Source organism: Pseudomonas fluorescens (assembly GCF_004683905.1).
GTDB classification, from domain to species: domain Bacteria; phylum Pseudomonadota; class Gammaproteobacteria; order Pseudomonadales; family Pseudomonadaceae; genus Aquipseudomonas; species Aquipseudomonas putida_A.
Genome location: NZ_CP038438.1, coordinates 4,407,872 through 4,434,689, shown reverse-complemented (window position 1 = coordinate 4,434,689; position 26,818 = coordinate 4,407,872). Strand labels below are relative to the sequence as shown.

The 26,818-nt window shown below is 60.7% G+C and carries 22 protein-coding genes, 6 tRNA genes and 1 pseudogene; 17 read left to right on the top strand and 12 right to left on the bottom strand.

What is annotated here, in order from left to right; all coding sequences use genetic code 11:
* Positions 1–12: 12 nt before the first annotated feature.
* The 3 genes from xopAW to E4T63_RS20405 all read right to left on the bottom strand — a co-directional run bounded on the left by xopAW (position 13) and on the right by E4T63_RS20405 (position 2,897).
* A complete protein-coding gene (gene xopAW / locus E4T63_RS20420) occupies positions 13–864 on the bottom strand; it encodes an EF-hand domain-containing protein (RefSeq protein ID WP_135296346.1) in 852 nt (283 codons plus the stop codon).
* A 234-nt stretch (positions 865–1,098) separates the two neighbouring features.
* Entirely contained in the window at positions 1,099–2,148 is a 1,050-nt protein-coding gene (locus E4T63_RS20410; protein ID WP_096796780.1) for a sensor histidine kinase, read from the bottom strand.
* The gene (locus E4T63_RS20405) at positions 2,148–2,897 is read right to left on the bottom strand and encodes a response regulator (RefSeq protein WP_135296345.1); all 750 of its coding nucleotides are present in this window, start codon (positions 2,895–2,897) and stop codon (positions 2,148–2,150) included. Before E4T63_RS20405 ends, E4T63_RS20410 begins: the two co-directional genes overlap by 1 nt.
* Before the next feature lie 295 nt (positions 2,898–3,192).
* On the opposite strand from E4T63_RS20405, the gene pyrF reads away from it, so the two are divergent.
* Complete coding sequence (gene pyrF, locus E4T63_RS20400) at positions 3,193–3,891, top strand: orotidine-5'-phosphate decarboxylase (RefSeq protein ID WP_047295723.1); 699 nt, start codon at positions 3,193–3,195, stop codon at positions 3,889–3,891.
* 141 nt (positions 3,892–4,032) lie between these two features.
* Here pyrF and E4T63_RS20390 read toward each other — a convergent pair whose 3' ends face one another.
* Positions 4,033–5,037: an NADP-dependent oxidoreductase gene (locus E4T63_RS20390; protein WP_098965058.1), complete on the bottom strand. Its 1,005-nt coding sequence runs from the start codon at positions 5,035–5,037 to the stop codon at positions 4,033–4,035.
* Between the two features lie 239 nt (positions 5,038–5,276).
* Between E4T63_RS20390 and E4T63_RS20385 the strand changes: the two genes are divergently transcribed.
* The 4 genes and pseudogenes from E4T63_RS20385 to E4T63_RS29015 all read left to right on the top strand — a co-directional run bounded on the left by E4T63_RS20385 (position 5,277) and on the right by E4T63_RS29015 (position 9,658).
* Positions 5,277–6,038 (top strand): SDR family oxidoreductase, encoded by a 762-nt coding sequence (locus tag E4T63_RS20385; protein WP_027612323.1) that lies wholly within the window; start codon positions 5,277–5,279, stop codon positions 6,036–6,038.
* 191 nt (positions 6,039–6,229) lie between these two features.
* Positions 6,230–7,582 (top strand): PLP-dependent aminotransferase family protein, encoded by a 1,353-nt coding sequence (locus tag E4T63_RS20380; RefSeq protein ID WP_027612324.1) that lies wholly within the window; start codon positions 6,230–6,232, stop codon positions 7,580–7,582.
* A 108-nt stretch (positions 7,583–7,690) separates the two neighbouring features.
* Positions 7,691–8,749, top strand: a pseudogene (locus tag E4T63_RS29020) (HAMP domain-containing protein); the annotation flags it as partial.
* 27 nt (positions 8,750–8,776) lie between these two features.
* Positions 8,777–9,658 (top strand): methyl-accepting chemotaxis protein, encoded by an 882-nt coding sequence (locus E4T63_RS29015; RefSeq protein WP_371917821.1) that lies wholly within the window; start codon positions 8,777–8,779, stop codon positions 9,656–9,658.
* 663 nt (positions 9,659–10,321) lie between these two features.
* Here the strand turns inward: E4T63_RS29015 and E4T63_RS20370 are convergent.
* A complete protein-coding gene (locus E4T63_RS20370; RefSeq protein ID WP_171061878.1) occupies positions 10,322–11,080 on the bottom strand; it encodes a hypothetical protein in 759 nt (252 codons plus the stop codon).
* 384 nt (positions 11,081–11,464) lie between these two features.
* On the opposite strand from E4T63_RS20370, the gene E4T63_RS20365 reads away from it, so the two are divergent.
* The 6 genes from E4T63_RS20365 (at position 11,465) to E4T63_RS20340 (ending at position 12,086) form a co-directional block, all read left to right on the top strand.
* A tRNA-Glu gene (locus E4T63_RS20365) sits at positions 11,465–11,540 on the top strand.
* Positions 11,541–11,542: 2 nt separating this feature from the next.
* Positions 11,543–11,618: transfer RNA gene (locus tag E4T63_RS20360), tRNA-Gly, on the top strand.
* 104 nt (positions 11,619–11,722) lie between these two features.
* Positions 11,723–11,798, top strand: a tRNA-Glu gene (locus E4T63_RS20355).
* A 3-nt stretch (positions 11,799–11,801) separates the two neighbouring features.
* A tRNA-Gly gene (locus E4T63_RS20350) sits at positions 11,802–11,877 on the top strand.
* A 55-nt stretch (positions 11,878–11,932) separates the two neighbouring features.
* Positions 11,933–12,008: transfer RNA gene (locus tag E4T63_RS20345), tRNA-Glu, on the top strand.
* A 2-nt stretch (positions 12,009–12,010) separates the two neighbouring features.
* Positions 12,011–12,086, top strand: a tRNA-Gly gene (locus E4T63_RS20340).
* 131 nt (positions 12,087–12,217) lie between these two features.
* On the opposite strand, the gene E4T63_RS20335 is transcribed toward E4T63_RS20340, so the two are convergent.
* From E4T63_RS20335 to E4T63_RS20320, 4 genes are all read right to left on the bottom strand, one after another.
* Entirely contained in the window at positions 12,218–13,957 is a 1,740-nt protein-coding gene (locus E4T63_RS20335; protein WP_098965053.1) for a dipeptidase, read from the bottom strand.
* Positions 13,958–14,156: 199 nt separating this feature from the next.
* Complete coding sequence (locus E4T63_RS20330; RefSeq protein WP_135296343.1) at positions 14,157–14,795, bottom strand: LysE family translocator; 639 nt, start codon at positions 14,793–14,795, stop codon at positions 14,157–14,159.
* Between the two features lies 1 nt (position 14,796).
* Entirely contained in the window at positions 14,797–15,567 is a 771-nt protein-coding gene (locus E4T63_RS20325) for a 2OG-Fe(II) oxygenase (RefSeq protein ID WP_047600411.1), read from the bottom strand.
* A gap of 90 nt (positions 15,568–15,657) precedes the next feature.
* Positions 15,658–16,284 (bottom strand): hypothetical protein, encoded by a 627-nt coding sequence (locus E4T63_RS20320; RefSeq protein ID WP_098965050.1) that lies wholly within the window; start codon positions 16,282–16,284, stop codon positions 15,658–15,660.
* A gap of 90 nt (positions 16,285–16,374) precedes the next feature.
* On the opposite strand from E4T63_RS20320, the gene E4T63_RS20315 reads away from it, so the two are divergent.
* Positions 16,375–17,373 carry a LysR family transcriptional regulator gene (locus tag E4T63_RS20315; protein ID WP_025112989.1) on the top strand — a complete coding sequence of 333 codons (999 nt, stop codon included), beginning with the start codon at positions 16,375–16,377 and terminating at the stop codon, positions 17,371–17,373.
* 64 nt (positions 17,374–17,437) lie between these two features.
* Here E4T63_RS20315 and E4T63_RS20310 read toward each other — a convergent pair whose 3' ends face one another.
* Together E4T63_RS20310 and E4T63_RS20305 are read right to left on the bottom strand one after the other, a co-directional pair.
* The gene (locus E4T63_RS20310) at positions 17,438–17,845 is read right to left on the bottom strand and encodes a PA2817 family protein (RefSeq protein WP_007967565.1); all 408 of its coding nucleotides are present in this window, start codon (positions 17,843–17,845) and stop codon (positions 17,438–17,440) included.
* An 89-nt stretch (positions 17,846–17,934) separates the two neighbouring features.
* Complete coding sequence (locus tag E4T63_RS20305) at positions 17,935–20,382, bottom strand: acyl-CoA dehydrogenase (RefSeq protein ID WP_134787087.1); 2,448 nt, start codon at positions 20,380–20,382, stop codon at positions 17,935–17,937.
* 248 nt (positions 20,383–20,630) lie between these two features.
* Between E4T63_RS20305 and E4T63_RS20300 the strand changes: the two genes are divergently transcribed.
* The 4 genes from E4T63_RS20300 to E4T63_RS20285 all read left to right on the top strand — a co-directional run bounded on the left by E4T63_RS20300 (position 20,631) and on the right by E4T63_RS20285 (position 23,799).
* Positions 20,631–21,290 (top strand): transglutaminase-like domain-containing protein, encoded by a 660-nt coding sequence (locus E4T63_RS20300; protein ID WP_134787086.1) that lies wholly within the window; start codon positions 20,631–20,633, stop codon positions 21,288–21,290.
* A gap of 43 nt (positions 21,291–21,333) precedes the next feature.
* Complete coding sequence (locus E4T63_RS20295; RefSeq protein ID WP_135296342.1) at positions 21,334–21,957, top strand: glutathione S-transferase family protein; 624 nt, start codon at positions 21,334–21,336, stop codon at positions 21,955–21,957.
* Between the two features lie 133 nt (positions 21,958–22,090).
* Entirely contained in the window at positions 22,091–23,023 is a 933-nt protein-coding gene (locus tag E4T63_RS20290; protein ID WP_027612335.1) for an ABC transporter ATP-binding protein, read from the top strand.
* Positions 23,020–23,799: an ABC transporter permease gene (locus E4T63_RS20285; protein WP_098965044.1), complete on the top strand. Its 780-nt coding sequence runs from the start codon at positions 23,020–23,022 to the stop codon at positions 23,797–23,799. Before E4T63_RS20290 ends, E4T63_RS20285 begins: the two co-directional genes overlap by 4 nt.
* 141 nt (positions 23,800–23,940) lie before the next feature.
* On the opposite strand, the gene E4T63_RS20280 is transcribed toward E4T63_RS20285, so the two are convergent.
* Positions 23,941–24,459 carry a DUF2062 domain-containing protein gene (locus E4T63_RS20280; protein WP_098965042.1) on the bottom strand — a complete coding sequence of 173 codons (519 nt, stop codon included), beginning with the start codon at positions 24,457–24,459 and terminating at the stop codon, positions 23,941–23,943.
* Between the two features lie 136 nt (positions 24,460–24,595).
* Here E4T63_RS20280 and E4T63_RS20275 point away from each other — a divergent pair, with 136 nt between their 5' ends.
* Positions 24,596–26,809, top strand: a complete 2,214-nt coding sequence (locus E4T63_RS20275) for a DNA internalization-related competence protein ComEC/Rec2 (RefSeq protein WP_135296341.1) — start codon at positions 24,596–24,598, stop codon at positions 26,807–26,809.
* The last annotated feature ends 9 nt before the right edge of the window (positions 26,810–26,818 follow it).

Here is a 26,818-nt window from a genome sequence, read left to right as displayed (position 1 = left end):
CACCCCATCAACTCAAGTCGCCACATTCAGGTATTTGCCCACCGGCGCAGCATTGTCCAGCGAGTACTGCTTGCTCAAGTTGGCAATCATCCGGTTCAGCGCTTCGCTGGTGGTCTGGGTGCTGGCGGTCTGTTCTTCGGGCGGGCGTTCCCGACCTGCCTGTAGCGCCGCTTTCAGTTCGTCGCTGCTCACGCCGCCACTGCTGTCGCTGTCCAGTACCTTGAGCAATGCAGCGCTGGTATCAGTGCTAATCGTCGAGGCGCTGTCGCTGCTTTGCAACGCGCTGCTCAGTTCGGTCTCGCTGATGCTGCCGTCACCATCGGCATCCAGTTGGCTGAACAGTTCGTTGCTGGAGGCTTGTTGCGGCGGAGGTGGCGGTGGTGGGGTGAGGCTGGCGGTGAGTTCGTCCTGGCTGACGGTGCCGTCCTTGTTCTTGTCCAGGGCCGAGAATATTTGGTTGCTGTCGGCGCTGCTGCCGGCGCTGGTCAGGCCGGTGCTCAGTTCGTCGCTGCTGATGGCGCCATCACCATCGGCGTCGAGGGCGCTGATCAGGGCGTCGGCGAGGTCGGTGTTCGGTGCTTGATCCTGAGGTGGCGGCGGAGGCGCCATCGCGGTCATTTCTTCGGCGCTGAGGCTGCCGCTGGCGTCGCTGTCCAGATCACCGAATTGCTTGCTCAGGTTGACCAGCAGGCCATCGTCGGATTTCTGCGACAGAGCACTTTTCAGTTCGTCCTGATCCACCGCGCCGTCGCCGTTGCTGTCGAGTTTGGCGAACAGTTGCTTTTGCAGTTGTTGGCTGCGGGCGTTCTGGGTGGTGCTGCTGGTGCTGGTATAGCTCGTGTAGTTGCTGACGCTACCGATCATGGGCTCACTCCTTGGACTGTAAAACCGGTGGGTGTACCGGCTTGTGCAGACTCAAGGGGCAAGATGTCCTGGGTGTTTTGGCTTTGTACCGGTGGGTATACACGACGGAGTGAACACCACTGAAACCTGTGGGAGCGGGCTTGCTCGCGAAGGCGGCCGATCATTCAACACAGAAGTCGACTGACACACCGCTTTCGCGAGCAAGCCCGCTCCCACGGTGGATAGGTGTGTTTCTTAAGTGCGCGGTAGGCGGATGATTGCGGTCAGGCCGCCGCCCGGGGTTTCTTCCAGATTCAACTGACCACCCAGACGCTGCGCCGCTTCACGGGCGATGGTCATGCCCAGGCCGACGCCGCCGGAGTTGCGGTTGCGCGAGCCTTCCAGGCGAAAGAACGGTTCGAACACCGCCTCGCGCTTGTCTTCGGCAATCCCCGGGCCGTGGTCGATCACGCGGATCAGCAGTTGCTCGCGTTGATCCTGCAGTTCGATGCGTGCCTGTCCGGCGTAGCGCAGGGCGTTGTCCATCAGGTTGTTGATGCACGAGCGCAGCGCCATCGGCTGCACCTGCAGCGGTGCGCAATGGCCGCTGACTTCAACGTCTGCACCTTGATCCTGAGCGTTCTCGCACAACGATTCGACCAGCGCCTGCACATCCATCAACTGCAACGCTTCGCTGGTGCGCTGTTCGTGCAGGTAGGTGAGAGTGGCGTCGAGCATGCCGATCATGTCGTTAAGGTCTTGGCGCATCTGGCCTTGCAGTTTTTCGTCGTCGATCTGTTCCAGGCGCAGCTTCAACCGCGACAGCGGCGTGCGCAGGTCGTGGGAGACGGCGCCGAGCATGCGTGCTCGCTGCTGCACCTGTTCACGAATGCGTTGTTGCATCAGGTTGAAGGTGTGCGCCGCTTGTCGGGCCTCACGCGGGCCGGACTCGTCCAGCGGCGGGCTGTCGAGGTTTTCGCTGAGGCGCTCGGCGGCATCGCTCAGGCGCTGGATCGGCCGGCTGAGCAGTTTGGCGCCGTACCACGCAGCGATCATCAGCGAGATGAACTGGAAGGTCAGCGGCACCAACGGCCCGCCGAACCAGGGGCGCGGCGGGCGATGGGCGAAACGCGGATCCGGCGGTGGCCGTTGGCCGTCGACGCCCTCGGCAAACTCCGGCGGGGGCGGCGGTGGGGGTGGCCCATAGTGATGAAACCAGGCAAAGGCCAGCAGGTGCGCCAGGACGATCGCCACGAACAGCATGCCAAACAGGCGGCCGAACAGCGTGTCGAAGCGCGCTCGCATCAGCCGATGTCTCGCGCGTCGAACAGGTAACCTTCACCGCGCACGGTTTTGATCAACTGCGGGGCTTTCGGGTCGTCGCCGAGTTTTTGCCGCAGGCGCGACACCAGCAAATCGATGCTGCGGTCGAACGCCTCGATCGAGCGGCCACGGGCGGCATCCAGCAGTTGTTCGCGGCTGAGTACGCGGCGCGGGCGTTCGATGAAGACCCAGAGCAGGCGGAATTCGGCGTTGGACAGCGGCACCACCAGGCCATCGTCGGCGATCAACTGGCGCAGCACGCTGTTCAAGCGCCAGTTGTCGAAGCGGATGTTGGCGCGCTGTTCCGTGCGGTCATCGCGCACACGGCGCAGGATGGTCTGGATCCGCGCCACCAGCTCCCGTGGCTCGAACGGTTTGGCCATGTAGTCGTCGGCGCCCAGTTCCAGGCCGATGATGCGGTCGGTGGGTTCGCAGCGGGCGGTGAGCATCAGGATCGGGATGTCCGATTCGGCGCGCAGCCAGCGGCACAGCGACAGGCCGTCTTCGCCGGGCAGCATCAGGTCGAGCACCACCACGTCGAAATGCTCGGCCTGCATCGCCTGACGCATGGCCGCGCCGTCGGTGACGCCGCTGGCGTGGATGTTGAAACGCGCCAGGTAGTCGATCATCAGCTCGCGGATCGGCACATCGTCATCGACGATCAGCGCACGGATGCTCCAGCGCTTGTCGTCTTTCTGCTCATCAGTCACGGTGATCTGGGTGTTGTGCATGGGGCTGTTCATCTGCCAGTAGGCCGCCAACCACAAAGATGGGCTGCGAGGTGGTGGTTTCAGCATAGGCGTCCTGCCGTGAGGCGGGAAGTGCTGATGTAAGGACGTGTTGCGGCTGGCGAGGCTAGCGCGGGCGCTTGTTGGCGGCGTGTCGGTTGTGTATCGAGTTCGACACAATTGCAGCGAGCGCTATGCTGATCACGTTTGCGGCGACGATTTACCGATCATCGGGTGCCGCGCCGCCGCCGCTTCCGCTACAATGCGCGCCGATTTCGACTTGCCTGAGAGCCCATCCATGTCCGCCTGCCAGACTCCTATCATCGTCGCCCTGGATTTCCCCACCCGTGACGCCGCACTGAAGCTGGCCGACCAGTTGGACCCGAAACTGTGCCGGGTCAAAGTGGGCAAGGAACTGTTCACCAGTTGCGCCGCGGAAATCGTCGGCACCTTGCGTGACAAAGGCTTCGAGGTGTTCCTCGACCTGAAATTCCACGACATTCCCAACACCACCGCGATGGCGGTGAAAGCCGCTGCCGAGATGGGCGTATGGATGGTCAACGTGCATTGCTCCGGTGGTCTGCGCATGATGGCCGCCTGCCGTGAAGAGCTTTCCAAGCGCAGCGGCCCGCAGCCGTTGCTGATCGGTGTGACCGTGCTGACCAGCATGGAGCGTGAGGATCTGGCCGGTATCGGTCTGGATATCGAACCGCAGGAGCAAGTGCTGCGTCTTGCCGCGCTGGCCGAGAAGGCCGGGATGGACGGTCTGGTGTGCTCGGCGCTGGAAGCCACTGCACTGAAGTCGGCGCACCCGTCGCTGCAACTGGTGACCCCGGGGATTCGCCCGGCGGGCAGTGCGCAAGATGACCAGCGCCGTATCCTGACCCCGCGTCAGGCGCTGGATGCCGGTTCCGATTATCTGGTGATCGGCCGTCCGATCAGCCAGGCGGCGGATCCGGCCAAGGCACTGGCGTCGGTCGTGGCCGAACTGGCCTGATCAAACACGCAAGATCCAATAATGTGGGAGCGGGCTTGCTCGCGAATGCGGTGGATCAGTCGAAATTGATATCGACTGATCCACCGCATTCGCGAGCAAGCCCGCTCCCACAGTGCTTTTGGTGTGTTGTCGCGTTAAGTTTCAGACCTTCAGCACCAACTTGCCGAAATTCTCCCCGCTGAACAATTTCATCAGCGTCTCCGGAAAGGTCTGCAGACCTTCAACGATGTCTTCCTTGCTCTTGAGCTGCCCTTTGGCCATCCAGCCGGCCATTTCCTGCGCGGCACCGGCGTACTGCGCGGCATAGTCCATCACCACAAAGCCTTCCATGCGCGCACGGTTGACCAGCAGTGACAGGTAGTTGGCCGGGCCTTTGACCGCTTCCTTGTTGTTGTACTGGCTGATGGCGCCGCAGATCACCACCCGGGCTTTCGGCGCCAGACGGCTGAGCACAGCGTCGAGGATCTCGCCGCCGACGTTATCGAAATACACATCAACGCCTTTCGGGCACTCACGCTTGAGTCCGGCCAGCACGTCTTCGTGCTTGTAATCGATAGCGCCGTCGAAGCCCAGTTCATCGATCAGGTATTTGCACTTGTCGGCACCACCAGCGATGCCGACGACCCGGCAGCCTTTGATCTTGGCGATCTGTCCGGCAATGCTGCCCACTGCCCCGGCAGCTCCCGACAACACCACGGTGTCGCCAGCCTTCGGTGCGCCCACGTCGAGCAGGGCGAAGTAGGCGGTCATGCCGGTCATGCCAAGGGCGGACAGATACACCGGCAGCGGCGCCAGTTTCGGATCGACTTTGTAGAAACCTCTGGGTTCGCCAAGGAAATAATCCTGCACGCCGAGAGCGCCGTTGACGTAGTCGCCGACGGCAAAGCCCGGGTTGTTCGAAGCGATGACCTGGCCCACGCCCAAGGCGCGCATGACTTCACCGATTTCTACCGGCGGGATATAGGACTTGCCCTCGTTCATCCAGCCGCGCATGGCCGGGTCGAGGGACAGGTATTGGTTTTTCACCAGTATCTGACCAGCGCCCGGTTCGCCGACCGGGACTTCCTGGTAGGTGAAGGTCTCACGGGTCGCAGCCCCCACCGGGCGTTTGGCGAGGAGGAACTGGCGATTGGTCTGACTGGTCATGGCAGGCACTCGAACTGAATGAAGCCTTGTTGATAGACCCTCGAGGCCAATGCTGCAAGGTCGGCTGATGTGGCGAATGCGCAATGATCCAGTGCAGTGATAGTGGCCCACAGGCTTTTATCACTGCGACGGATGAAGGCATAAACAGCCTTCTGATAGTGCTGACTCGGGACGGGCCCCGGTGACTATGCTGCGAGTCTGCAAATCCCTCCTGCATCTCTCCCTTCGAGGACATAACAATGAGCATGACGTTTTCCGGCCAAGTGGTCGTAGTCACCGGAGCGGCCAACGGTATCGGCCGGGCGACCGCCCAGGCGTTCGCCGCCGAAGGTTTGAAAGTGGTGGTGGCCGACCTGGACACGGCAGGGGGCGAAGGCACCGTGGCGCTGATTCGTACAGCCGGCGGCGAAGCGACCTTCGTACGCTGCAACGTTACCGTCGAAAGCGAAGTGAAGAATCTGATGGACGAGGTGATCAATACCTACGGTCGCCTGGACTACGCCTTCAACAATGCCGGGATCGAAATCGAGCAAGGCAAACTGGCCGACGGCTCGATGGACGAGTTCGACGCGATCATGGGCGTCAACGTCAAAGGTGTGTGGTTGTGCATGAAGTACCAGTTGCCGTTGTTGCTCGCTCAGGGCGGCGGGGCGATCGTCAACACCGCGTCGGTGGCGGGGCTTGGTGCGGCGCCGAAGATGAGCATTTATGCGGCGTCGAAACACGCGGTGATCGGTCTGACCAAGTCGGCGGCGATCGAATACGCGAAGAAGAAAATCCGCGTCAACGCCGTGTGCCCGGCGGTGATCGATACCGACATGTTCCGTCGCGCTTACGAGGCTGACCCGAAGAAAGGCGAATTCGCCAACGCGATGCACCCAGTGGGGCGCATCGGCAAGGTCGAGGAAATCGCCAGCGCCGTGCTGTATCTGTGCAGCGATGGCGCGGCGTTTACCACCGGTCATTCCTTGGCCGTGGATGGCGGCGTCACGGCTTTCTGACGCTGAGTGGCAAGACTCTGGAGCCCGCCTCAGTGCGGGTTTTCCTGTTGCTGGGCGCCAGTTCCGTTAAACCGCTAAACAATGTGTATCAAACGGTTAGAACGGCTGCTTTTGACGGCGTTGTCGCACAGCCTGAGCGACGCGGCTGTGATTTACTGCCGCCAGCAAAATGGACAGGAGTTTGCGTGCTCATGGAATTGAGAATTGACCGACAGGCAATGGTGCCGGTCGTACAGCAGATTGTTGATGGCATGACTGAGTGGATCTCGCGAAGCGGTGTGGCGCCGAGCACGCGCTTGCCCTCCGTCAGGCAGATTGCGCGCTCCAATCTGCTGAGTCAGTCGTGTGTGGCCGAGGCCTGCGAACGGCTGGTGGCGCAAGGCGTTCTGGCCCCGCGTCAGGGCGCCGGGTTCATGGTGGCCGCGCAGGGCCGTGGGGTGATCGGGATTGACTGCGGGCAGGCACACAGCGGGTTGAAACTCGGCGAGGGAGGCTTGCCGCAGAGCTGGCGTGAATCCGACGACCTGAGTTATGCGATCCGTCAGGTGGCCCGTACCGACATGGCGAGTCTGTTCAATTACAGCAGCCCGCTGGGGCTGCCGGCGTTACGCGAGCAGATCGTCAAACGCCTCAGGCTGATCGGCGTCGAGGCTCTGGATGAACAGGTGCTGACGACCTCCGGTGCGAGCCAGGCGCTTGATCTGCTCGCGCGCACATTGTTGAAGGCCGGTGACTGCGTTGTCGTCGAAACCCCGGGCTATGCGCCGCTGTTCGAGCTGTTGCGCCTGTACGGCGTGCAGTTGCTGGAAGTGCGCCGCACGCCGAGCGGGCCTGATCCCCAGGCGCTGGAAGCACTGTTGCGGCAGTTCCGGCCGGTCGCGATGTTCATCAACAGTCACCACCACAATCCCACCGGCTCTTGCCTGACCCTTGGCGTTGCCCAACAGATCCTGCGGTTGTGCAACGCTCACGATGTGCGAGTGATCGAGGACGATGTCTACGCCGACCTGCACAATGGCAATGGCACACGCCTGGCGGCACTCGATGAGCGAGTGATCTATGTCGGCAGCTTTTCCAAGACACTGAGCAGCTCGCTGCGCGTCGGGTTTGTGTACGCCGAGCCAGCGCTGATAGCGCGGCTGGGGCGAATCAAGATGATCAGTAGCATGGGCGCTTCGAGTTTCAATGAGGCGGTGCTGACCAGTCTTCTGGCCAATGGCGCCTATCGCAAAATGGTCCAGCGCCAGCGTCAACGGTTGAATACCGATCGGGTCGCCGCGTTGCAGGCGCTGGAAGACGCCGACTGGGAGGTCTTCGGTAAGCCGTGTGGCGGCCTGTTCATCTGGGCCCGTGCCCCGCTGGGCGATACTGGCCGCTTGCACAGTCAGGCGCAGTGCAATGGTGTCAGCCTTTGCGACCCGGGGGCCTTCAGTCCGAGTGGCGAACCCAGTGAGTGGCAGCGGATCAACGTGGCCTATGCCTGTGATCCGAGGGCCCGGCAGTTTTTTCGCAGTACCGGTGTGAATCGACCTCAAGCGTTCTGAAAACGACGCGTGCGTAGCTTTTTGCCATTATTCCGACGCCAGAGACTTGTGCTGCTCCATGGCCGTTGCGAATCTTCGGCAACAGACTTTGGCAGGGGACTACGCGCAATGATTTCCGCCGTGCAAGGACGTTTTGCCAACCTCGGTATGGCGAAGAAACTGGGTATCGGGTTCGTGCTGGTGCTGCTGTTGACTGCGCTGGTGGCTGCCATTGGTGTCTGGTCCCTGCAGACCATCAGTCAGCGCTTCGATGGGCTGAAGCAGATGTCGTCGCTCAACAGTGCCTTGCTCAAGGTGCGGCTGCTGGAGCAGGACTATGCGCTGCACAGCAATCCGAAAACCGTCGATGCCTTGCACGAAGGCGTAGACGGTTTGCTGGCCCAGGCCGCGCAACTCAAGGCGCAGTCCCCGGCCAACGTGGCGGTGATGAGCGATGTCGAACAGGCATTGGGCGCTTATCGCAAGGCTTTCGATGAGTTTGTCTCGCTGACCCAGGCCAAGGATCTGGCGCTGGAAATGGCCAGTTGGTCGGTGTCCAGCGTGGCCAATAACCTGGACGTACTGCAGGCCGGTCTGGCCGATGATGGCGCGTATACCTTGAAGGACACCGAAGGCAAGGACGGCGCACAGTTCATCGAACAGGCCAGCCAGGTCAGCCAGGTGTCGCGGCTGATGTTGCAGGCGATGAACGAGGCGCGGGTTCGTCTGGACCAGAGCCGCAAGGGCGATGCCGACAGCGCCGGCAAGGGCAACATCGAGCAGGCCGCTCAGGCGCAGGCTCAGGCCGAGCAGTTGAAGACCACGGTCAAGGATGAGGGCTACCTGACGGTACTCAATGAAGTGTCCGGGCACATCGCCGGTTTCAACGACAAGCTCGCCGAGTACACCGGCCTGCTGGCCCAGGAAAAAACCGTCTACGAACAGTTGCACCAGCGTGCAGCGCAGGTGATGGCGCGCGTGGATCAGGCGTATGGCGCCGAGGATGGCGCGATGCAGGCGGAATTGAAGAAGAACTCGGTGTTGATCATCGGTTCTTCGGCGCTGGCGTTGCTGGTGGGGCTGATTGCCGCGTGGCTCATCACCCGGTTGATCGTCGCGCCGCTGCGCAGTGTGATGCGGGTGGCACAGCAGATTGCGGCCGGGGATTTGAGTGCGAGGGTGGAGGTCACCCGGCGTGATGAGATCGGGCAACTGATGCTGGCGATGCAGCAGATGGGCACCGGGCTGAGCACGATCGTCAGCGGTTTGCAGGCGGGCATCGAGCAGTTGGCCAGTTCCGCGCAATCGCTGTCGGCGGTAACCGAGCAGACCAACCTTGAGGTCAACAGCCAGAAGGAAGAGACCGAGCAAGTGGCCACGGCCATGAACCAGATGACCGCCACCGTTCATGACGTGGCGCGCAATGCCGAGGAGGCGGCGCTGGCCGCACAAACGGCGGATGCCAAGGTCGAGAGCGGGCAGCAGGTGGTGCGCCAGAGCATGGTGCGGATCGAGCAACTGGCGGATTCGGCGACGTCGGCCAGTTCGAGCATCGAAAGCCTCAGTGCGCAGATCCAGAACATCGGTACGGTGCTGGATGTGATCAAGAGCGTTGCCGAGCAGACCAATCTGCTGGCGCTCAACGCCGCAATCGAGGCGGCGCGGGCCGGGGAGCAGGGCAGGGGCTTTGCGGTGGTGGCTGATGAGGTTCGCGCGTTGGCGCGGCGTACACAACAATCCACCGAGGAGATCGAGCGTCTGGTCAGTGCGTTGCGCTCGGCGGCGCATTCGTCGGTGCAGCAGATTCAGAGCAGTGGTGACTTGGTGAAGCTGGCGGTCAGTGATGCGCTGCAGACCGAGAGTGCGCTGGGCAGTATTGCGGCGGCGGTTTCGTTGATTCAGCAGATGAATCAGCAGATTGCGGCGGCGGCGGAGGAGCAGAGTTCGGTGGCTGAGGAGATCAATCGCAGTGTGACGAGTATTCGTGCGAGTGCGGATCAGTCTTCGATGGCGATGCGGGGGAATGCGGTTTCGAGTGTTGAGCTGGCGCGGTTGGGGGGGGAGCTCAAGGGGATGGTTGGGCATTTTCGGCTTTGACTTGGCGGCCTCTGGGCCGACCAGGTTCTTGGGGTTTTGGGTGAATATCCGTTGCTGCGGTAACGGCTTCTTATGGTTCCGCTCTTACAGCGGCTCACTTTTCCAGACGCCGAAAAGTAAGCAAAAGGCTTGGCCCCGGCGTTCGGCCCTCGCTTAGGCTCGGGTTCCTTCGCTCCGGGATTCATCCGGGCGCATCGCCTCCGGTTTGCTTCGCTGCACCTCCTCTCGATGTGTTTGGCTGCGCCAAACGGTCGCTGCGCTCCCACCCCCGGATAAACCCCTCCACTCAGCCTGCCGAAGGGGCCGGCACGGCAAGATCAAGAGCTTTCGGCGAGCTGACACTCGGCCATTTGAGTGGTGAAGAGCGAGGCGGTGCACTATCTCGCTCTTCTGTAGGAGTGAGCCTGCTCGCGAAGGCGGCCTGACAGCCGACCAGTTTTCTAACTCACTCACCCTATCCCACTGTGGGAGCTGGCTTGCCAGCGATGGCGGCCTGACAGCCGACCAGTCTCCAACTGAATAAACTCATGCCCACTGTGGGAGCGGGCTTGCTCGCGAAGAGGCCTGACAGCCGACCAATCTCTAACTGAATGTTCGCAATGGCAGTCAGCCCAACCCCCACAAAAAAGCCACCTCCCGGTGGCTTCTCTCAACTCTCGACCATCAGTCGTAAATCACTTTCTTCTTCCAGTCCGCATCGGCTTCGACTTCTTTGAGGCCTTCGGTCAACTGGTTCACTTCGCCTTCAACCGGGGCAATCTTGTCCATGACCTGGGCATTGGCGCGGGCCAGGAGTTTTTCCAGGTATTGCAGTTGTTCCGAGTACATCTGCGGGTCTTGCTGTTTGCGCAGGTATTGCACGCCGCGTTCGAAGGCGAGGCGGGCCTGGCCGGGTTGGTTTTGTTGCAGGGATTGTTGGCCGAGGTTGTTGAAGAATTCGATGTGCAGCAGGACCAGGATGTGGCGGACTTCCTTGATCCAGTGTTTGGCTTCGTTCGGTGGCAGGAAGCCGTCGTGGGCGGCGCGGGTGATCTGGCCGTGCAGGGCTTCGAGCAGGAAGCGGACGTCCTTGGCTTTGGCTTCGGTCAGGATCGGTGCCGGCGGGTTATTGACCGGGATCGATTCGCCCTGGGCCACCAGTGCGCTCAGTTCGGTGATTCGTGCTTTGGTCGTGGCGCTGGTTTTTTCCAGGTTCAGCAGACGTTGGCAGACGTTCAGTTCCAGTCGGGTCAGCAGCAGCTTGAGTGCCGGGGTCATGAACTGGCCGGGGAAGGTTTCGGTCAGTTCGCCGCAGCGGCGCAGGCGGTCGTTGAGTTCGACTTTGGTGCGGGCCTTCTCCAGTTTGTTGTTTTCCACCACATGGTTCATGTAGCCAATGGCGATCAGAATTGCGATCCCGGCTATGACTAGCAGGGTGATCATGAGTGGTGTCACCGGTAAGACCTCTTTATAGGGTTCGCATGCGAGTGTAGTGGCTGGACATTCAGGCGCCCAGCGCCGCTCGACGAGTTGATTCAGCAGCTTCTGTCTATATCGGCTGCACACTGCTTATATGAATGCTGGCGCAAGGTGCGCAGATTGCCATCATTGTGTTGCGGACTATAACGCCTTGGCGAGTGGCGGAATATAGGCGTCAATCGTCGGGCGACGGAAAAGCCCGAATGCTCCCGTAAAGCAGGTCGAAGTCATTGATTTAAATAAATTTATATTCGGGGGTTGACGACCTCTCAAACCATCCATAGAATGCGCGCCACTTGCAGCGTAAAGCACACAGCGAAACGCGGCAGGGAGTGAATGTTGTAGCGTGTCCCCTTCGTCTAGTGGCCTAGGACACCGCCCTTTCACGGCGGTAACAGGGGTTCGAGTCCCCTAGGGGACGCCAATGCGGGAATAGCTCAGTTGGTAGAGCACGACCTTGCCAAGGTCGGGGTCGCGAGTTCGAGTCTCGTTTCCCGCTCCAATTTTAAACAGCACTGCTTTTGGGCGGGGCTGAGTGAAACCAGAACCAAGTCTTCGGATGCGGGTCTGGACACCGAAACACACACCATGTGTTCCGGGTAGCGTGTCCCCTTCGTCTAGTGGCCTAGGACACCGCCCTTTCACGGCGGTAACAGGGGTTCGAGTCCCCTAGGGGACGCCATTTGCGGGAATAGCTCAGTTGGTAGAGCACGACCTTGCCAAGGTCGGGGTCGCGAGTTCGAGTCTCGTTTCCCGCTCCAAATTCTAAAAGCGCCGCTCAGTGAGCGGCGTTTTTATTAGTGAAAGTTGTAGCCTGTCCCCTTCGTCTAGTGGCCTAGGACACCGCCCTTTCACGGCGGTAACAGGGGTTCGAGTCCCCTAGGGGACGCCATTGCGGGAATAGCTCAGTTGGTAGAGCACGACCTTGCCAAGGTCGGGGTCGCGAGTTCGAGTCTCGTTTCCCGCTCCAATTTCACAAAAACGCCGATCAGTGATGATCGGCGTTTTTGTTTGTGCAGCGTTTTGTACGCAACAAAAAAGGACCTTCGGGTCCTTTTTTGTTTTCACGTCAGGCCCGCTGAATCACGGGCCCATGCCTTATCAGAGCTTCGGTAGCTGGCCGACACGGCCCATCATCTCAGTGACGATCTGCAGGTCGAGCAGGAACTGGTCAACCGTCTTGAACTCGCCATCGGTATGCCCGGTGTATTTGACTTCAGGCCGGGCCAGGCCGAATTGCACGCCGTTCGGCAATTCATGCACCGAGGTCGCGCCGGCAGACGTGCCGAACTCGTGCTTCATGCCGAGGTTTTCAGTGGCAACCGCCAGCAGTGCCTTGACCCATTCGCCTTCCGGATTGCGGTACATCGGTTCGGCGATCGAGTAAGTGAAGTCCACGGCAACGTGGGATTTCTTGCTCCAGGCCGCCAGTTTGTCAGCGATTTGCTTCTTCAGCACTTCTGGCGATTTACCCTTCGGCACGCGCAGGTTGACTGCCAGTTTGAAGGCTTTGTCGTCCACGCCGACGTAGGTCAGCGAGGTGGTCAGCGGACCCATGAACGAATCGGAGAAGCCCACGCCGAGTTTTTTACCCAGATAATCCAAGCCCCAGTTGGTGGACGCATAGCGTGCAGCGTCGGTGATCTGGTTGTGCTTGAGCGCCACCTTGCCGTCGAGGCTGTTGATGAAGTCGAGCATCCGTGCGACCGGGTTGACGCCAGACTCGGGCTCGGAGGAGTGCGCGGACACACCGGTGACGCTCAGCTTGACGTCTTTGCCGTCAACCTTGGCCGCGACTTCGAAGTCACCACCGTGTTTTTTCGCGTATTCGCTGCCGGCTTTCTGCAGACTCGCAGCCAGTTGCTCAGGCTTGTCGGTGACGAGTGTCGCCACCGAAACCGATGGAATCTGGTTGGTTGCCAGGCCGCCGGTCATCGAGATGATTTCTGCGCCGCTGCCTTCAGCCTTGCGCAGCGGGAAATTGGCCATGACCGTGCCGTAGCCTTTCTCGGCAATGACCACCGGGTAGCCACCGTCCAGCGCCATGTTGTAGTTCGGCGTCGGGTTGTGTTCGAAGTAATACGGGATCGCGTCGCCGGTGGTTTCTTCGGTGGTGTCCACCAGCAGTTTGAAGTTGCGTGCCAGCGGCAGCTTTTCTTCCTTGATCACTTTCATCGCGTACATCGCGACGACGATGCCGTTCTTGTCGTCCTCGGTGCCGCGACCGTACATGCGGTCGCCGATCAGCGTGACTTTGAACGGGTCGAGTTTGGTGCCGTCCTTCAGCACCCAGTTTTCCGGGGTGACCGGCACCACGTCGGCATGCGCGTGAATGCCCACGACTTCGTCGCCGCTGCCGTCGAGGGAGATTTCATAGACGCGGTTGTCGACGTTGCGGAACTTCAGGTTGAACGATTCGGCGAGGTTCTTGATCTTTTCGGCGATCTTGATGAACTCCGGATTGTCGTGCTGGGCCACGCCTTCTTTCTGGAAGGTCGGGATTTCCACCAGTTCGCGCAGGGTTTCCAGGGCGGCTTTGCCGTACTTGGCGCGGGTGTAAATGCCCAGCAGGCGGTAGATCTCGTTCTGCTGTTCCGCGCTCGGGGTCTTGTTGTCGAGAAAGGCGTTGATCGCCGGGCCGAGGTTGTCGGTTTTACCCAGGTCGCTCTTGCCTACGGCACCCAGAAACTGGCGGAAGTCGGTGAGGCTCGCCTCATCGAAACTCTTGAGAATGGCTGCGCTCTGTTGCGGAGTGATGTTGGCCTGCGCGGGCAGGGTGAACGCAGAAAAGCTGGCCAGGATCAGGCTGGCAGCAGCCAGGCGCTTGAGAGAAAAGTTCATTGCGGTGGGCATTCCTTTGCAGGCAGTTGAGTGGAAGTGTTTGAAAGTTGAAACAAATCTTTTCCAAACTAACACCGCGAAGGTGTTGAAGGGGAGCCCCTGAAGTGGGATCCGTCGCACAGAAATGCAAAAGCGGCGCACAAACGAAAAAGGCCCGAGCAGTGTGCAACTGACCGGGCCTTGTCTTTGGGTGTCGTTTTTACATCGACAGCACCAGCCTGCCGGCGAACAGAATCAGGATCACGCCCATGCTGCGCTCGAACCAATGGCCCATGCGCATGAACAGGGTGCGTACCCGGCTGCTGGAGAAAAACAGCGCGACGATCACGAACCACAGCGCATTGACGAAGCACATCCACACCCCGTACAGCGCCTGAATATTCAGCGGGGTGCTGGCGCTGATGATCGTGGTGAAAATCGCCAGGAAGAACAGCGTGGCCTTGGGGTTGGTGGCATTGGTCAGAAAACCGGTGCTGAACGCCTTGAACAGCGATTGCGCAACCAGTGGTTCGTCCGTGCTTTTCTCGCCCTCAAGCGTGGTTTTCGGTTTACTGCGAATCAGGCTGATGCCGAGGTAAAAGATGTACGCCCCACCGATCACCTTGGCCACCGTCAGCAACCACGGTGTGGTGTGCATCAGAGCGCCAACGCCGAGCAACGTGTAGAGAACGTGCACGGAAATGCCGGCGCCGATCCCCAGTGCGGTGCAGATCCCCACCAGTCGGCCGAAGCGCACGCTCTGGCGGATGGTGACAGCGAAGTCCGGGCCGGGAGCGACCACGGCCAGAAAGTGAATGGTGGCCAGCGCCAGAAACTCGCCCAGGTAGTTCGATAACATCTCAGCTCCAGAAGGTCAGGGGTGAAGCATTGCCGCGATAGCCGACAAAGAACGAAAGGCTCAGACGCGGATCCGCCACGCCCGGGGTCACCGAGTGCATGCAGCGCGAATTGAACATGATGAAATCGCCCGGCTCCGGCCGCACTTCCAGGGTCGGAGGGCCGAGCAGCGCCGGGTCGATGCCGTAACTGTCGCCACGCATCTGGTCGAACTGATCCGGGGTGATGTCGTCGTCCCACATCTGCAGTGCGCCGCCCTCGGTCGGCATGTTCAAGTAGACGTTACAGGCGAACTGCGCCTCCAGGCTGCGGGCCTGAAAGCTGTCCGGGGCGTCCTTGGCGAAAATGTCGTGGTGGGCGAGGAAGCACACGCCGGGTTTGACCACCCGCGACAGGCCGACATACATCTTGCGGCCATAGAGGTTTTCCAGATGCGCGCCGGCCGGCCACGACTCGTCGAGCATGCAGCGCAGGGTGTCGACCGGCGAGGAATAGGGCGCACAGCGCTCGCGCAGTTCGGCGATGTTGCGGGTGGCGCGCTCGAAGTAGTCCTCGATCAGCAGCGGCTGGTTTTCCGCCTCGTAAAACGCCATGCCGATCCGGCCGATGCTCGGCGCGTTGATGTAGCCCTCAAAGCCCGGTGCAAGAATCTTGTCGCCAATTTCGATCGCCAGCGGCTCGGGCAAGAAGCCTTTGACGCGGATGGCGAGGACTTCTTCGTTGGCCAGTTTTTTTATGCACGTCTCATCGAGACGCTCGACGTCTAGCATCATTGTTTTTAGGTCCATCTATCGATAGTCAACGGAACCGGCGTGTGCGGTTCCCCCGGCGTCGGACGCTGCGCGGAGCAGCGCCCGAGAAGCTTAATCCACGCTGTAGTGGACGGATAACGTGCCTTTCTTCTGCGAAAGCGAGGCGATCGTGACTGTGCCCAAATCCTTCAGGCTGCGTACATGGGTGCCACCGCAGCCATAGGCCGGCAGCTCGCCAAAACCGATTTCCCGCGCGCCTTCGCGCAGTGAGGTCAGGCGCGGCAGATCGTGTTCGATCCACTGACGGATACCGTATTGAACGGTAGGTGCGTCGACTTCCTGCGCGGCATCACCCGGTTTGAACTGCACCCGGCCTTCGTCTGGCCAGTGGTGTGCCTTGATCGGCGTCCAGCCCATGGCCTGCACGAAATGCCCGATCAGGTGCCCGGCCGAATGCATGCGGGTGTTGTAGCGGCGACGTTGTTCATCCACATGAATACAGGTCATGCCGGGTTTTACCGGACGATCGACGTAATGCACTATCCGGTCAGGTTCCTGCACCACGCGCAGCACCTGGCTTTCGCCGATCATGCCGGTGTCACAAGGCTGACCACCGCCTTGCGGATGAAACAACGTGGCGCGCAGCACCACGGCAAATTCGTTCTCGTGGGGCGTGCAGTCGAGGACTTCCACATTAGCCTTGAGGTCATCACTATGGAAAAAGAGGCGAAGCGTCATATTCCATGCCCTTATTAAAGTGTCTGTTTTTATTATATGAATCGTGCAATAACGTGATAATCCGTTCAAACATCAAAGGACTTGTGCGCTGTGAGCATCAATCTTCCGCTGCCACTGCTCGGTGAAATGGCGATCTTCGTCAAGGTCGTGGAGACCGGCAGTTTTTCCGAGGCGGCCCGCCAGTTGGGCTCGTCGCCGTCGGCGATCAGTCGCAGCATTTCCCGCCTGGAAAAGGCCCTGGCTACGCGTTTGCTGCAGCGCACCACGCGCAAACTGCGCTTGAGTGATGGTGGCGAGGAAGTGTTCAAGCGCTGTCAGGAGATGGTCAGCGCCGCCAAATCGGTGATGGAGATCAGTGGGCAGTTCACCCACGAGGCGGAAGGGCTGGTGCGGGTCAGTGTGCCGAAAGCGGTCGGGCGTTTCGTGATTCATCCGCACATGCCTGAGTTTCTGCGGCGTTATCCGAAAGTCGATGTCGAGTTGCTGCTGGAAGACCGCCAGGTTGATTTGATTGACGATCATGTCGACCTGGCGATTCGTATAACTGATCGACCGCCGGCCGGGCTGGTCGGACGGCAGTTGCTGACCATCGACCATTTGCTCTGCGCCACCCCGCAATACCTGGCCGAACATGGCACGCCGACTCACCCTCACGATCTGCTCAATCACAGTTGCATCTATCTGGGGGAAACCCCGAGCGATGCGCGCTGGAAATTCAAGAAGGGCAGTAAAGCGGTGACCGTCGGCGTACGTGGCCGCTATGCCGCCAACCATACCGGCGTGCGGCTCGGGGCAGTGTTGCAGCACATTGGTATTGGCAGCCTGCCGTACTTCACCGCGCGCTATGCGCTTGAGCAGAAGTTGATTGTGCAGGTGTTGCCGGAGTGGACGTTCCTCGCTTCTTACCACGGTGGTCTGTGGTTGCTGCATTCGCCCACGCGCTACCTGCCGCCGAAGCTGCGGGTATTCATCGATTATCTGGTGGAGTGCCTGGAGAAGGAGCCGACGTTGAGCAAGCCGGGCAAGGCGGGGGCGCCGAATAATCTGGCGATGGCCTACGAGCTGCCCGAAAGCGAAGGATTGTTGTAAACGCCGAACAATAAAAAGGCCCGCATGAATCACCATGCGGGCCTTTTCTTAACCGGGCAGAAAATCAGTGCTTGCTGTCCTGAGCAGACATCGCCAGCAACTGTTTTTCCTGATTCCAGTCGAACGGTTCATCGTTCTGTTCGGCTTCGTAGCGACGTTCTTCCAGTGCCTGATACAGATCGATTTCTTCATCGGACAGGTAGTGCAGGCAGTCACCAGCGAAGAACCACAGCAGATCCCGCGGGATCAGGTGGGCTATTTGCGGATAACGGGTAATCACTTGGGTCAGGATGTCCTGGCCCAGGTACTGGCTTTCGATCGGATCGATCGGCAGGGACGCCAGCAGTTCGTCAAAGCGCTCCAGGAACAAGGCATGGCTTTCTTCGGGAACCTGTTCGGCCTCACCTACGGCGACCAGGATACTGCGCAGATGGTCGAGCAAAACCAGATGATCGGCAACGACGTTGGACACGAGATAAGTCCTCAAGAGCAAAACGGGCGCGGGAGTATAAAGCTCTCGTGCCCGTTTTTCACAAATAAACAGCTACACGGTCGTCGGCATCAGCGGACTTTGCCTTCTGCCTGTTTCAGCTCTTCCTTGTCGAAATCATCGACGTCGATCACCTTGCGCCGTGCTGCTTCGGCATCGCGCAGGGTCTGTGCTTCCTGCGGTTGCAACACCCCGGCCTCCAGTGCGGCGTCGATGGCGTGTTCGCCAGCCACCGGTTTGACCTGACCGCTCTTGAGCGAGGTGTGCAGTTTTTTGTGCAGCGGTTGGGCGGCATTCAGCAGATCGCTGGCGTGTTGCAGGGCACCGACGGCATCGTCGACGGACTGCGGGCGATAGCAACCGGCGAGCAGTTCTTCGAGGGTCGGATCGCCTTTGGCACGACCGATCACCGCTGCCACTTCGGCGCCGAGCTTGTCCGACGGGCCTTTATGGCGACGGCCGAACGGGAACACGATCACCCGCAGCAGGCAGCCAAACACTTTGTTCGGGAAGTTGCTCAGCAGCTCATCCAGTGCCCGTTCCGACTGGCCGAGGCTTTCTTCCATGGCCCAACGGAACAGCGGCTCCATATGCGCCGGCGAATCCAGGTCGTGATAACGCTTGAGCGCAGCGGAGGCCAGATACAGGTTGCTCAACACATCGCCAAGACGTGCGGACAGGCGTTCCCGGCGCTTCAGTTCGCCACCCAGCAACATCATGCTGAAGTCCGCCAGCATGGCGAAAGCCGCTGCCTGACGGTTGAGTGCACGGAAGTAGCCCTGACTGATCCTGTCCCCGGGTGCATGTTCGAAGTGGCCGAAGCCCAGGTTCAGCACCAGGGTGCTGGCGGCGTTGCCGACGGCAAAACCGATGTGCTTGAGCAGCAGGCCATCGAATTCTTTCAGTGCCTGTTCTTTGTCTTCGCGGCCAGCGAGGGCCATTTCCTTGAGCACGAACGGATGGCAACGAATGGCGCCCTGACCGAAGATCATCAGGTTGCGCGAGAGGATGTTCGCGCCTTCCACGGTGATGAAGATCGGTGCGCCGTTCCAGCTGCGTCCGAGGTAGTTGTTCGGACCCATGATGATCGCCTTGCCGCCGTGCACGTCCATGGCGTGGGTGATGCACTCGCGGCCGCGTTCGGTCAGGTGATACTTGAGGATCGCCGACAGTACCGATGGTTTCTCGCCCAGATCCACCGCGTTGGCGGTGAGCATGCGCGCGGCGTCCATCATCCAGGCGTTGCCGCCGATGCGCGCCATGGCTTCCTGAATGCCTTCGAAGGCCGACAACGGGACGTTGAACTGCTCACGAATCTGCGCGTATTGACCGGTCACCAGGCTGGTGAATTTGGCCGCGCCAGTGCCGACTGCCGGCAGTGAGATCGAACGCCCGACCGACAGGCAGTTCATCAGCATCATCCAGCCCTTGCCGAGCATTTCCTGGCCACCGATGAGGTAGTCCAGCGGGATGAACACGTCTTTGCCCGAGTTCGGGCCGTTCATGAACGCTGCACCCAGTGGCAGGTGACGACGGCCGATTTCCACACCCGGTGTATCGGTAGGAATCAGCGCCAGACTGATGCCGAGATCTTCCTTGTCGCCCAGCAGATGCTCCGGGTCATAGGCCTTGAAGGCCAGACCGAGCAGGGTCGCCACCGGACCGAGGGTGATGTAGCGTTTTTCCCAGTTCAGACGCAGGCCGATGACTTCCTGGCCTTCCCATTCACCTTTGCAGATGATCCCGGTGTCCGGCATGGCGCCGGCATCGGAACCGGCCAGCGGGCCGGTGAGGGCGAAGCACGGAATGTCGTCGCCACGGGCCAGCCGCGGCAGATAGTGATTGCGTTGTTCGTCGGTGCCGTAATGCAGCAGCAGTTCGGCCGGGCCGAGGGAGTTGGGCACCATCACCGTGGAGGCGAGGTCGCCGCTGCGGGTCGCGAGTTTCATCGCCACTTGCGAGTGGGCGTAGGCGGAAAAGCCCTTGCCGCCGAACTCCTTGGGAATGATCAGGGCGAAGAAACCGTGCTCCTTGATGTGGCTCCAGGCTTCGGGTGGCAGATCCATCGACTGGCCGATCTGCCAGTCAGTGACCATTGCGCAGAGTTCTTCGGTCGGACCGTCGATGAAGGCTTGTTCCTCTTCGCTCAGTTGCGCTTTTGGATAGGACAGCAGTTTGTCCCAGTCCGGACGCCCGCTGAACAGTTCACCGTCCCACCACACGGTACCGGCATCGATCGCGTCGCGTTCGGTCTGCGACATCGGCGGCAGGGTTTTCTGGAACCAGTTGAACAGCGGCGCGGTGAAGTGTTTGCGGCGCAGGTCAGGCAGCATCAACGGCGCGGCCACCACAGCAAGCACGATCCAGAACAGCAGCAGCAACCAGCCCGGGGCATGGCTGAAAATGCCCATCGCCAGCAGGTAAATGGCGACGATACCCAACGCGGGCAAGGGGGCGATGCGGCGGTGGGCGAGATACGCCACACCGACGATCAGAACCAGTATCCACAACAACAGCATATGTAATCCTCCGTGAACCAAGGCAAACCGACCCTCCAGAGCTTAGACGGCATCTGTAAAACGGGGTGGTCAGAACATGGTGATTGAACTCGTGGGAAACCCCGGATGGTTTTCGTAGGTTCGGTGGGCAACATCCGTGGGAAATCGTTCGCCGTTCCCGCGTCTTTGCGTCCATGTTTGGCCGAAACGTCGTTATCTCTGTGCTTGAGCTGTCGCTAGACTCGGGGCTCACCCAGGAGAACATCGTCATGCGCGAGTATCTGAGCCCCGGCCGCTTCATCGATAGTGACCACCCGGCGGTGGTGGAGTTCGCCGAACAACACCGCGGTGCCAGCCGCGACCCGCTCGCGCAGGCGATCAGTCTCTATCACGCCGTGCGCGATGCGGTGCGCTACAACCCGTATACCTTCAGCCTCGACCCGCAAACCCTGTGCGGCAGCTATGCGCTGGCCACCGGGGAAAGCTATTGCGTGCCCAAGGCCACATTGCTGGCCGGGTGCGCACGGCATTGCGGCATTCCCGCACGCATCGGTCTGGCCGACGTAAAGAATCACCTGTCGACCCCGCGTCTGCTGGAACTGCTGCGCAGCGATGTGTTTGCCATGCACGGCTACACCGAGCTGTTCCTCAATGACCGTTGGGTCAAGGCCACGCCGGCCTTCAATCAGCAACTTTGCGAGCTGTTCAACGTCGCACCGTTGGAATTTGACGGCATCAGTGACAGCGTTTTCCACCCATACAACCGTGACGGCGCGCTGTTGATGGAGTATCTGGTCGATCATGGTCAGTTCGTCGATGTGCCGGAGCGGTTCTTCTTCGAGCACTTGAAAAAGTGCTACCCGCATCTGTTCGGCGAACATCAGGCGAAGGTCTTGGGTGATATGCAGAGTGATTTGAGTCGGGTCTGATCCGGCGTATGCTGCCTGCCCACGCATTGGAAAAGAGGCGGTCATGCTGAAGATCTGGGGACGTAAAAACTCATCGAATGTCAGGAAGCCACTGTGGGCCGCCGAGGAGCTGGGCCTGGCCTACGAGGCGATTGACGCCGGTGGCGCGTTCGGTGTGGTCGACACGCCTGAATACCGCGCGATGAACCCGAACGGCCGGGTACCGGTGATCGAGGATGACGGCTTCGTGCTATGGGAATCGAATGCCATCGTGCGATACCTGCTGGCCAAGCATGCACCGAACAGCGCCTGGTATCCGGCAGACCTACAAGCCCGGGCCGTCGCTGACAAGTGGATGGACTGGACCATCTCGAGTTTTGCCGGGCCGTTCCGCACCGTGTTCTGGGGCGTGTTGCGTACGCCAGCGGACCAGCAGGACTGGCCGGCGATCAACGCCGCAATCAAGGAATGCACCGCGCTGCTGGCCATGGCCGATCAGGCCCTCGCCAGCCAGCCATATCTGTCCGGCAGCGAAATCGGCATGGGCGATATTCCGCTGGGCAGTTTCATTTATGCCTGGTTCGAGATGCCCATCGAACGTGCCGCGCAGCCGCATCTGCAGGCTTGGTACGCACGGCTGAAGCAGCGTCCGGCCTATCAGAAAGCAGTCATGACCGCGTTGACTTGATAATAACTATCGACACTCTTGACTGTACTTGTGTGGCGGCGGCAAGCACCATTGCGCTCATGCGCCGTGGTTGTTTTGTTCGCCGCCCGGCCCAATCTTTCCTTTTCTTCCCTTCTTGGTGCGTAAATCCGATATGAGTTCCGCTCTGTCCATCCGGCAGCTAACCAAAACCTACGGCAACGGGTTCCAGGCCTTGAGTGGTATCGATCTGGACGTCGCCGAAGGTGACTTTTTCGCCTTGCTCGGCCCCAACGGCGCCGGCAAATCCACGACCATCGGCATTCTCTCGACCCTGGTCAACAAGACCAGCGGCACGGTGAATATCTTCGGTCATGACCTGGACAAGAACCCCGCCGCGCTCAAGCGCTCGATCGGTGTGGTGCCCCAGGAATTCAACTTCAACCAGTTCGAAAAGACTTTCGACATCGTCGTGACCCAGGCCGGTTACTACGGCATCCCGGCGAAGATCGCCAAGGAACGCGCCGAGCAGTACCTGACCCAGCTCGGCCTGTGGGACAAGCGCGATGTGCCGTCGCGTTCGCTGTCCGGCGGCATGAAACGCCGACTGATGATTGCCCGCGCCCTGGTGCATGAGCCGCGCCTGCTGATCCTCGATGAGCCGACCGCAGGCGTCGACATCGAACTGCGTCGCTCGATGTGGACGTTCCTCACCGAGCTGAACCAGAAAGGCATCACCATCATCCTCACCACGCACTATCTGGAAGAGGCTGAGCAGCTGTGCCGCAACATCGGCATCATCGACCACGGCACCATTGTCGAGAACACCAGCATGAAACAGCTGCTGGGCCAGCTGCACGTCGAAACCTTCCTGCTCGACCTGAAAAACGACTTGCACGCCGCGCCGCAACTGATCGGCTATCCCGCTCGGTTGCTCGACGGCCATACCCTGGAAGTCCAGGTCGACAAATCCATGGGCATCACCGCGCTGTTCACTCAATTGGCGCAGCAGAATATTGAAGTGCTGAGCCTGCGTAACAAAACCAATCGCCTCGAGGAGCTGTTCGTGTCTCTGGTAGAGAAGAATCTGTCGAAGGTGGCGGTATGAGTTCCGAGTTCCGCCCCAACCTCGTCGCCCTCCAGACCATCGTTTATCGCGAGGTCAAACGCTTCACGCGGATCTGGCCGCAGACCCTGCTGCCGCCGGCGATCACCATGGTTCTGTACTTCGTGATCTTCGGTAACCTGATCGGCAAGCAGATTGGCGGCATGGGTGGCTTCAGTTACATGGAGTACATCGTGCCGGGGCTGATCATGATGTCGGTGATCACCAACTCCTACGGCAACGTGGTCTCGAGTTTCTTCGGCAGCAAGTTTCAGCGTTCCATCGAGGAACTAATGGTCTCGCCGGTGTCGCCGCACACGATTCTGATCGGCTTCACCATTGGCGGCGTGCTGCGTGGCTTGATGGTCGGGGTGATCGTGACCATTCTGTCGCTGTTCTTCACCCATCTGCAGGTGCATCACCTCGGCGTGACCTTGCTGGTGGTGATCTTGACCGCGACGATCTTCTCGCTGCTGGGCTTCATCAACGCGGTGTTTGCGCGCAACTTCGATGACATTTCGATCATCCCGACGTTTGTGCTGACGCCGCTGACTTACCTCGGTGGCGTGTTTTACTCGATCACCTTGCTGCCGCCGTTCTGGCAGACCGTGTCGCTGGCCAACCCGGTGCTGCATATGGTCAATGCCTTCCGTTACGGCATTCTCGGGGTGTCGGATATCCGCATCGGCATCGCGATCACCTTCATGCTGGTGGCGACGGTGGTGTTGTACCTCGGTTGTGCGCGGTTGCTGGTGAGTGGGCGCGGGATGCGGACCTGATCCGAAAACGCGTCGCTGCCATCGCGAGCAGGCTCACTCCTACAGAAGGGCGCGTTCCAATGTAGGAGTGAGCCTGCTCGCGATGGGGCCTATTCAGACGCTACAAAAAAACGGCCTCCCACTGCGGAGGCCGTTTTGCATTCAAGATTTGCGGCTTTTCTTGCGCCGCGCCCATTGCCGCGCCACCCACCAACGCCAATACAGCATCACCGTGAAGTAAGCGAGGATGCCAAGTATCAATCCACACACTACCGACCCCAGCAAAAACGGTTGCCACATGGTCGACAACTCTCCGCTGATCCATTCCCAGGTCAACGAATCGGGCAGGGTGCGGGCGGGCACATTCATCAACCAGGCTCCGGCCTGATAAGTACAGAAAAACACCGCCGGCATGGTGATCGGGTTGGTCAGCCACACGAGGCTGACGGCAATCGGCATGTTGCCGCGCACGGTGATCGCCAGTGCCGCCGCCACCAGCATCTGCGCCGGAATCGGCAGGAACGCGGCGAACAGGCCGACGGCCATCGCCCGGGCCACCGAATGCCGATTGAGGTGCCAGAGGTTCGGGTCATGCAGCAACTTGCCGAGAAAGCGTAAGGATTTGTGTTCCCTGATGCTCGTCGGGTCGGGCATGTAACGTTTGAATAAGCGCCGGGGCATAAGGCTTCTCGGTCGGTTAAGGCGGCAAGTATGTCTGGATTCTACGAAGCGCCCATTCAGACTTTGTGACAATTGTTGACGACGACCCGCCCTCATACCAGCTACCCCTAATGCACGAACTCTCAAGGACGGGCTTATGCGCACAGGGATGATGGCGCTGGCAGTCGGTCTGCTGGTTCCGGTTTTTTTGCCGGTTTTACCGCCGGTCGGGTTGATGATGTTGTTGCCGTTGGTGGGACTGATGTTGTTGCCGTTTCGCAGCTATCCCCTGGCGTTTCTGCTATTCGGTTTCACCTGGGCGTGCGTCAGTGCGCAATGGGCGTTGAATGATCGCCTGCCGGAAGCGCTTGACGGCGAAACCCGTTGGGTCGAAGGGCGGGTGGTCGGTTTGCCGCAAACCAGCGAGGGCGTGGTGCGGTTCGAGTTGGCCGATGCCCGCTCGCGACACGAAAAATTGCCGTCGTTGATGCGTCTGGCGTGGTACGCCGGGCCGCCGCTCAACAGCGGTGAGCGCTGGCGGCTGGCGGTGAAGCTCAGGCGCCCCGGTGGTTTGCTCAATCCCGACGCCTTCGATTACGAAGCCTGGCTGTTGGCGCAACGCATCGGCGCGACCGGCACGATCAAGGATGGTCAGCGCCTGGCCGAGGCAAACTGGGCATGGCGCGACAGCATTCGTCAGCGCTTGCTGGCAGTCGATGCCCAAGGCCGGGGCGGTGCATTGGCGGCACTGGTGCTCGGCGACGGCTCCGGGCTCAGCCGCGAGGATTGGCAGATCCTGCAGGAAACCGGCACCGTGCATCTGCTGGTGATTTCCGGTCAACACATCGGGATGTTGGCGGCGGTCATCTATCTGTTGGTCGCCGGGCTGGCGCGCTACGGCTGGTGGCCGCTGCGCTGGCCATGGCTGCCATGGGCCTGTGGGCTGGCGTTTGCCGCGGCGCTCGGTTACGGCTTGCTCGCCGGGTTTGATGTGCCGGTGCAACGGGCCTGCGTGATGGTTGGGCTGATGTTGTTGTGGCGCCTGCGCTTTCGCCATCTCGGCGCGTGGTGGCCGCTGTTGCTGGCATTCGATGCGTTGCTGTTGCTCGACCCGTTAGCCAGTTTGCGTCCGGGTTTGTGGCTGTCGTTCGCCGCGGTGGGGATTTTGATTTTCACCTTCGGCGGGCGACTCGGCGCGTGGAAATGGTGGCAGACCTGGACCCGCGCGCAATGGCTGATTGCGCTGGGTCTGTGCCCGGTGTTGCTGGCGCTGAGCCTGCCGATCAGCGTCAGCGGGCCATTGGCAAATCTGCTCGCGGTGCCATGGGTCAGTCTGCTGGTGCTGCCACCGGCACTGCTCGGCACGCTGTTGTTGCCGGTGCCTTACGTCGGTGCAGGCTTGTTGTGGCTGGCCGGTGGTTTGATCGACTGGCTGTTTCGCGGCTTGTCGCTGATCGCCGGGGCTTGGCCGGCGTGGATCTCGCCGTCGCTGCCGTGGTGGGTTTTGCTGCTCGGCAGTCTCGGCGCCTTGCTGTTGCTGTTGCCGCGTGGGGTGCCGTTGCGACCGTTGGGCTGGCCGTTGCTGTTGATTCTGCTGGCGCCGCCGCGCGAGCGAGTGGCCGAGGGCCAGGCCGATGTCTGGCAGCTCGATGTCGGTCAGGGCCTGGCGATCCTGATCCGCACGCGTCATCACGCGTTGCTCTACGACGCCGGTCCACGCTTCGGCGATTTCGATCTGGGCGAGCGGGTGGTGCTGCCGGCGCTGCACAAACTGGGGGTCAACCGCATCGATCTGATGCTGCTCAGTCATGCCGATGCCGACCATGCCGGTGGTGCGCTGGCAGTATCGCGGGGCTTGAAAGTGACGCGGGTGATCAGCGGCGATCCGCCGGGGCTGCCCGCCATCCTGCGGGCCGAGGCCTGTGAAAGCGGGCGCCAATGGCAGTGGGACGGGGTCCGTTTTCAGCTGTGGCAATGGTCGGCCGCCAATGACAGCAATCAGCGCTCCTGCGTGTTGCAGATCGAGGCCAATGGCGAGCGTCTGCTGCTGACCGGCGATATCGACATCGCCGCCGAACGGGTTCTGCTCGACAGTCCGCTGGCCGTGCCGACGCACTGGCTGCAGGCACCGCACCATGGCAGTCGCAGTTCCTCCTCGATGGTGCTGCTTCGGGCATTGAAGCCGCATTCGGTGCTGATCTCCCGGGGGCAGGGCAATTCGTTCGGTCATCCGCACCCGCTGGTGCTCGCGCGTTATCGCCAGCAAGGGCTGCGCATCTACGACAGCGCGCAGCACGGCGCCATCCAGCTGCGCCTGGGCAGCTTTCAGGCGCCGTGGCTGATGCGTCAACAACGGCGTTTCTGGCGCTGAAACACCATT

Coding starts and splice junctions, on each gene's coding strand:
- xopAW (WP_135296346.1), bottom strand. CDS start 864: ATGATCGGTAGCGTCAGCAACTACACGAGCTATACCAGCACCAGCAGC.
- E4T63_RS20410 (WP_096796780.1), bottom strand. CDS start 2,148: ATGCGAGCGCGCTTCGACACGCTGTTCGGCCGCCTGTTTGGCATGCTG.
- E4T63_RS20405 (WP_135296345.1), bottom strand. CDS start 2,897: ATGCACAACACCCAGATCACCGTGACTGATGAGCAGAAAGACGACAAG.
- pyrF (WP_047295723.1), top strand. CDS start 3,193: ATGTCCGCCTGCCAGACTCCTATCATCGTCGCCCTGGATTTCCCCACC.
- E4T63_RS20390 (WP_098965058.1), bottom strand. CDS start 5,037: ATGACCAGTCAGACCAATCGCCAGTTCCTCCTCGCCAAACGCCCGGTG.
- E4T63_RS20385 (WP_027612323.1), top strand. CDS start 5,277: ATGAGCATGACGTTTTCCGGCCAAGTGGTCGTAGTCACCGGAGCGGCC.
- E4T63_RS20380 (WP_027612324.1), top strand. CDS start 6,230: ATGGAATTGAGAATTGACCGACAGGCAATGGTGCCGGTCGTACAGCAG.
- E4T63_RS29015 (WP_371917821.1), top strand. CDS start 8,777: ATGCTGGCGATGCAGCAGATGGGCACCGGGCTGAGCACGATCGTCAGC.
- E4T63_RS20370 (WP_171061878.1), bottom strand. CDS start 11,080: ATGATCACCCTGCTAGTCATAGCCGGGATCGCAATTCTGATCGCCATT.
- E4T63_RS20335 (WP_098965053.1), bottom strand. CDS start 13,957: ATGAACTTTTCTCTCAAGCGCCTGGCTGCTGCCAGCCTGATCCTGGCC.
- E4T63_RS20330 (WP_135296343.1), bottom strand. CDS start 14,795: ATGTTATCGAACTACCTGGGCGAGTTTCTGGCGCTGGCCACCATTCAC.
- E4T63_RS20325 (WP_047600411.1), bottom strand. CDS start 15,567: ATGATGCTAGACGTCGAGCGTCTCGATGAGACGTGCATAAAAAAACTG.
- E4T63_RS20320 (WP_098965050.1), bottom strand. CDS start 16,284: ATGACGCTTCGCCTCTTTTTCCATAGTGATGACCTCAAGGCTAATGTG.
- E4T63_RS20305 (WP_134787087.1), bottom strand. CDS start 20,382: ATGCTGTTGTTGTGGATACTGGTTCTGATCGTCGGTGTGGCGTATCTC.
- E4T63_RS20300 (WP_134787086.1), top strand. CDS start 20,631: ATGCGCGAGTATCTGAGCCCCGGCCGCTTCATCGATAGTGACCACCCG.
- E4T63_RS20295 (WP_135296342.1), top strand. CDS start 21,334: ATGCTGAAGATCTGGGGACGTAAAAACTCATCGAATGTCAGGAAGCCA.
- E4T63_RS20290 (WP_027612335.1), top strand. CDS start 22,091: ATGAGTTCCGCTCTGTCCATCCGGCAGCTAACCAAAACCTACGGCAAC.
- E4T63_RS20285 (WP_098965044.1), top strand. CDS start 23,020: ATGAGTTCCGAGTTCCGCCCCAACCTCGTCGCCCTCCAGACCATCGTT.
- E4T63_RS20280 (WP_098965042.1), bottom strand. CDS start 24,459: ATGCCCCGGCGCTTATTCAAACGTTACATGCCCGACCCGACGAGCATC.
- E4T63_RS20275 (WP_135296341.1), top strand. CDS start 24,596: ATGCGCACAGGGATGATGGCGCTGGCAGTCGGTCTGCTGGTTCCGGTT.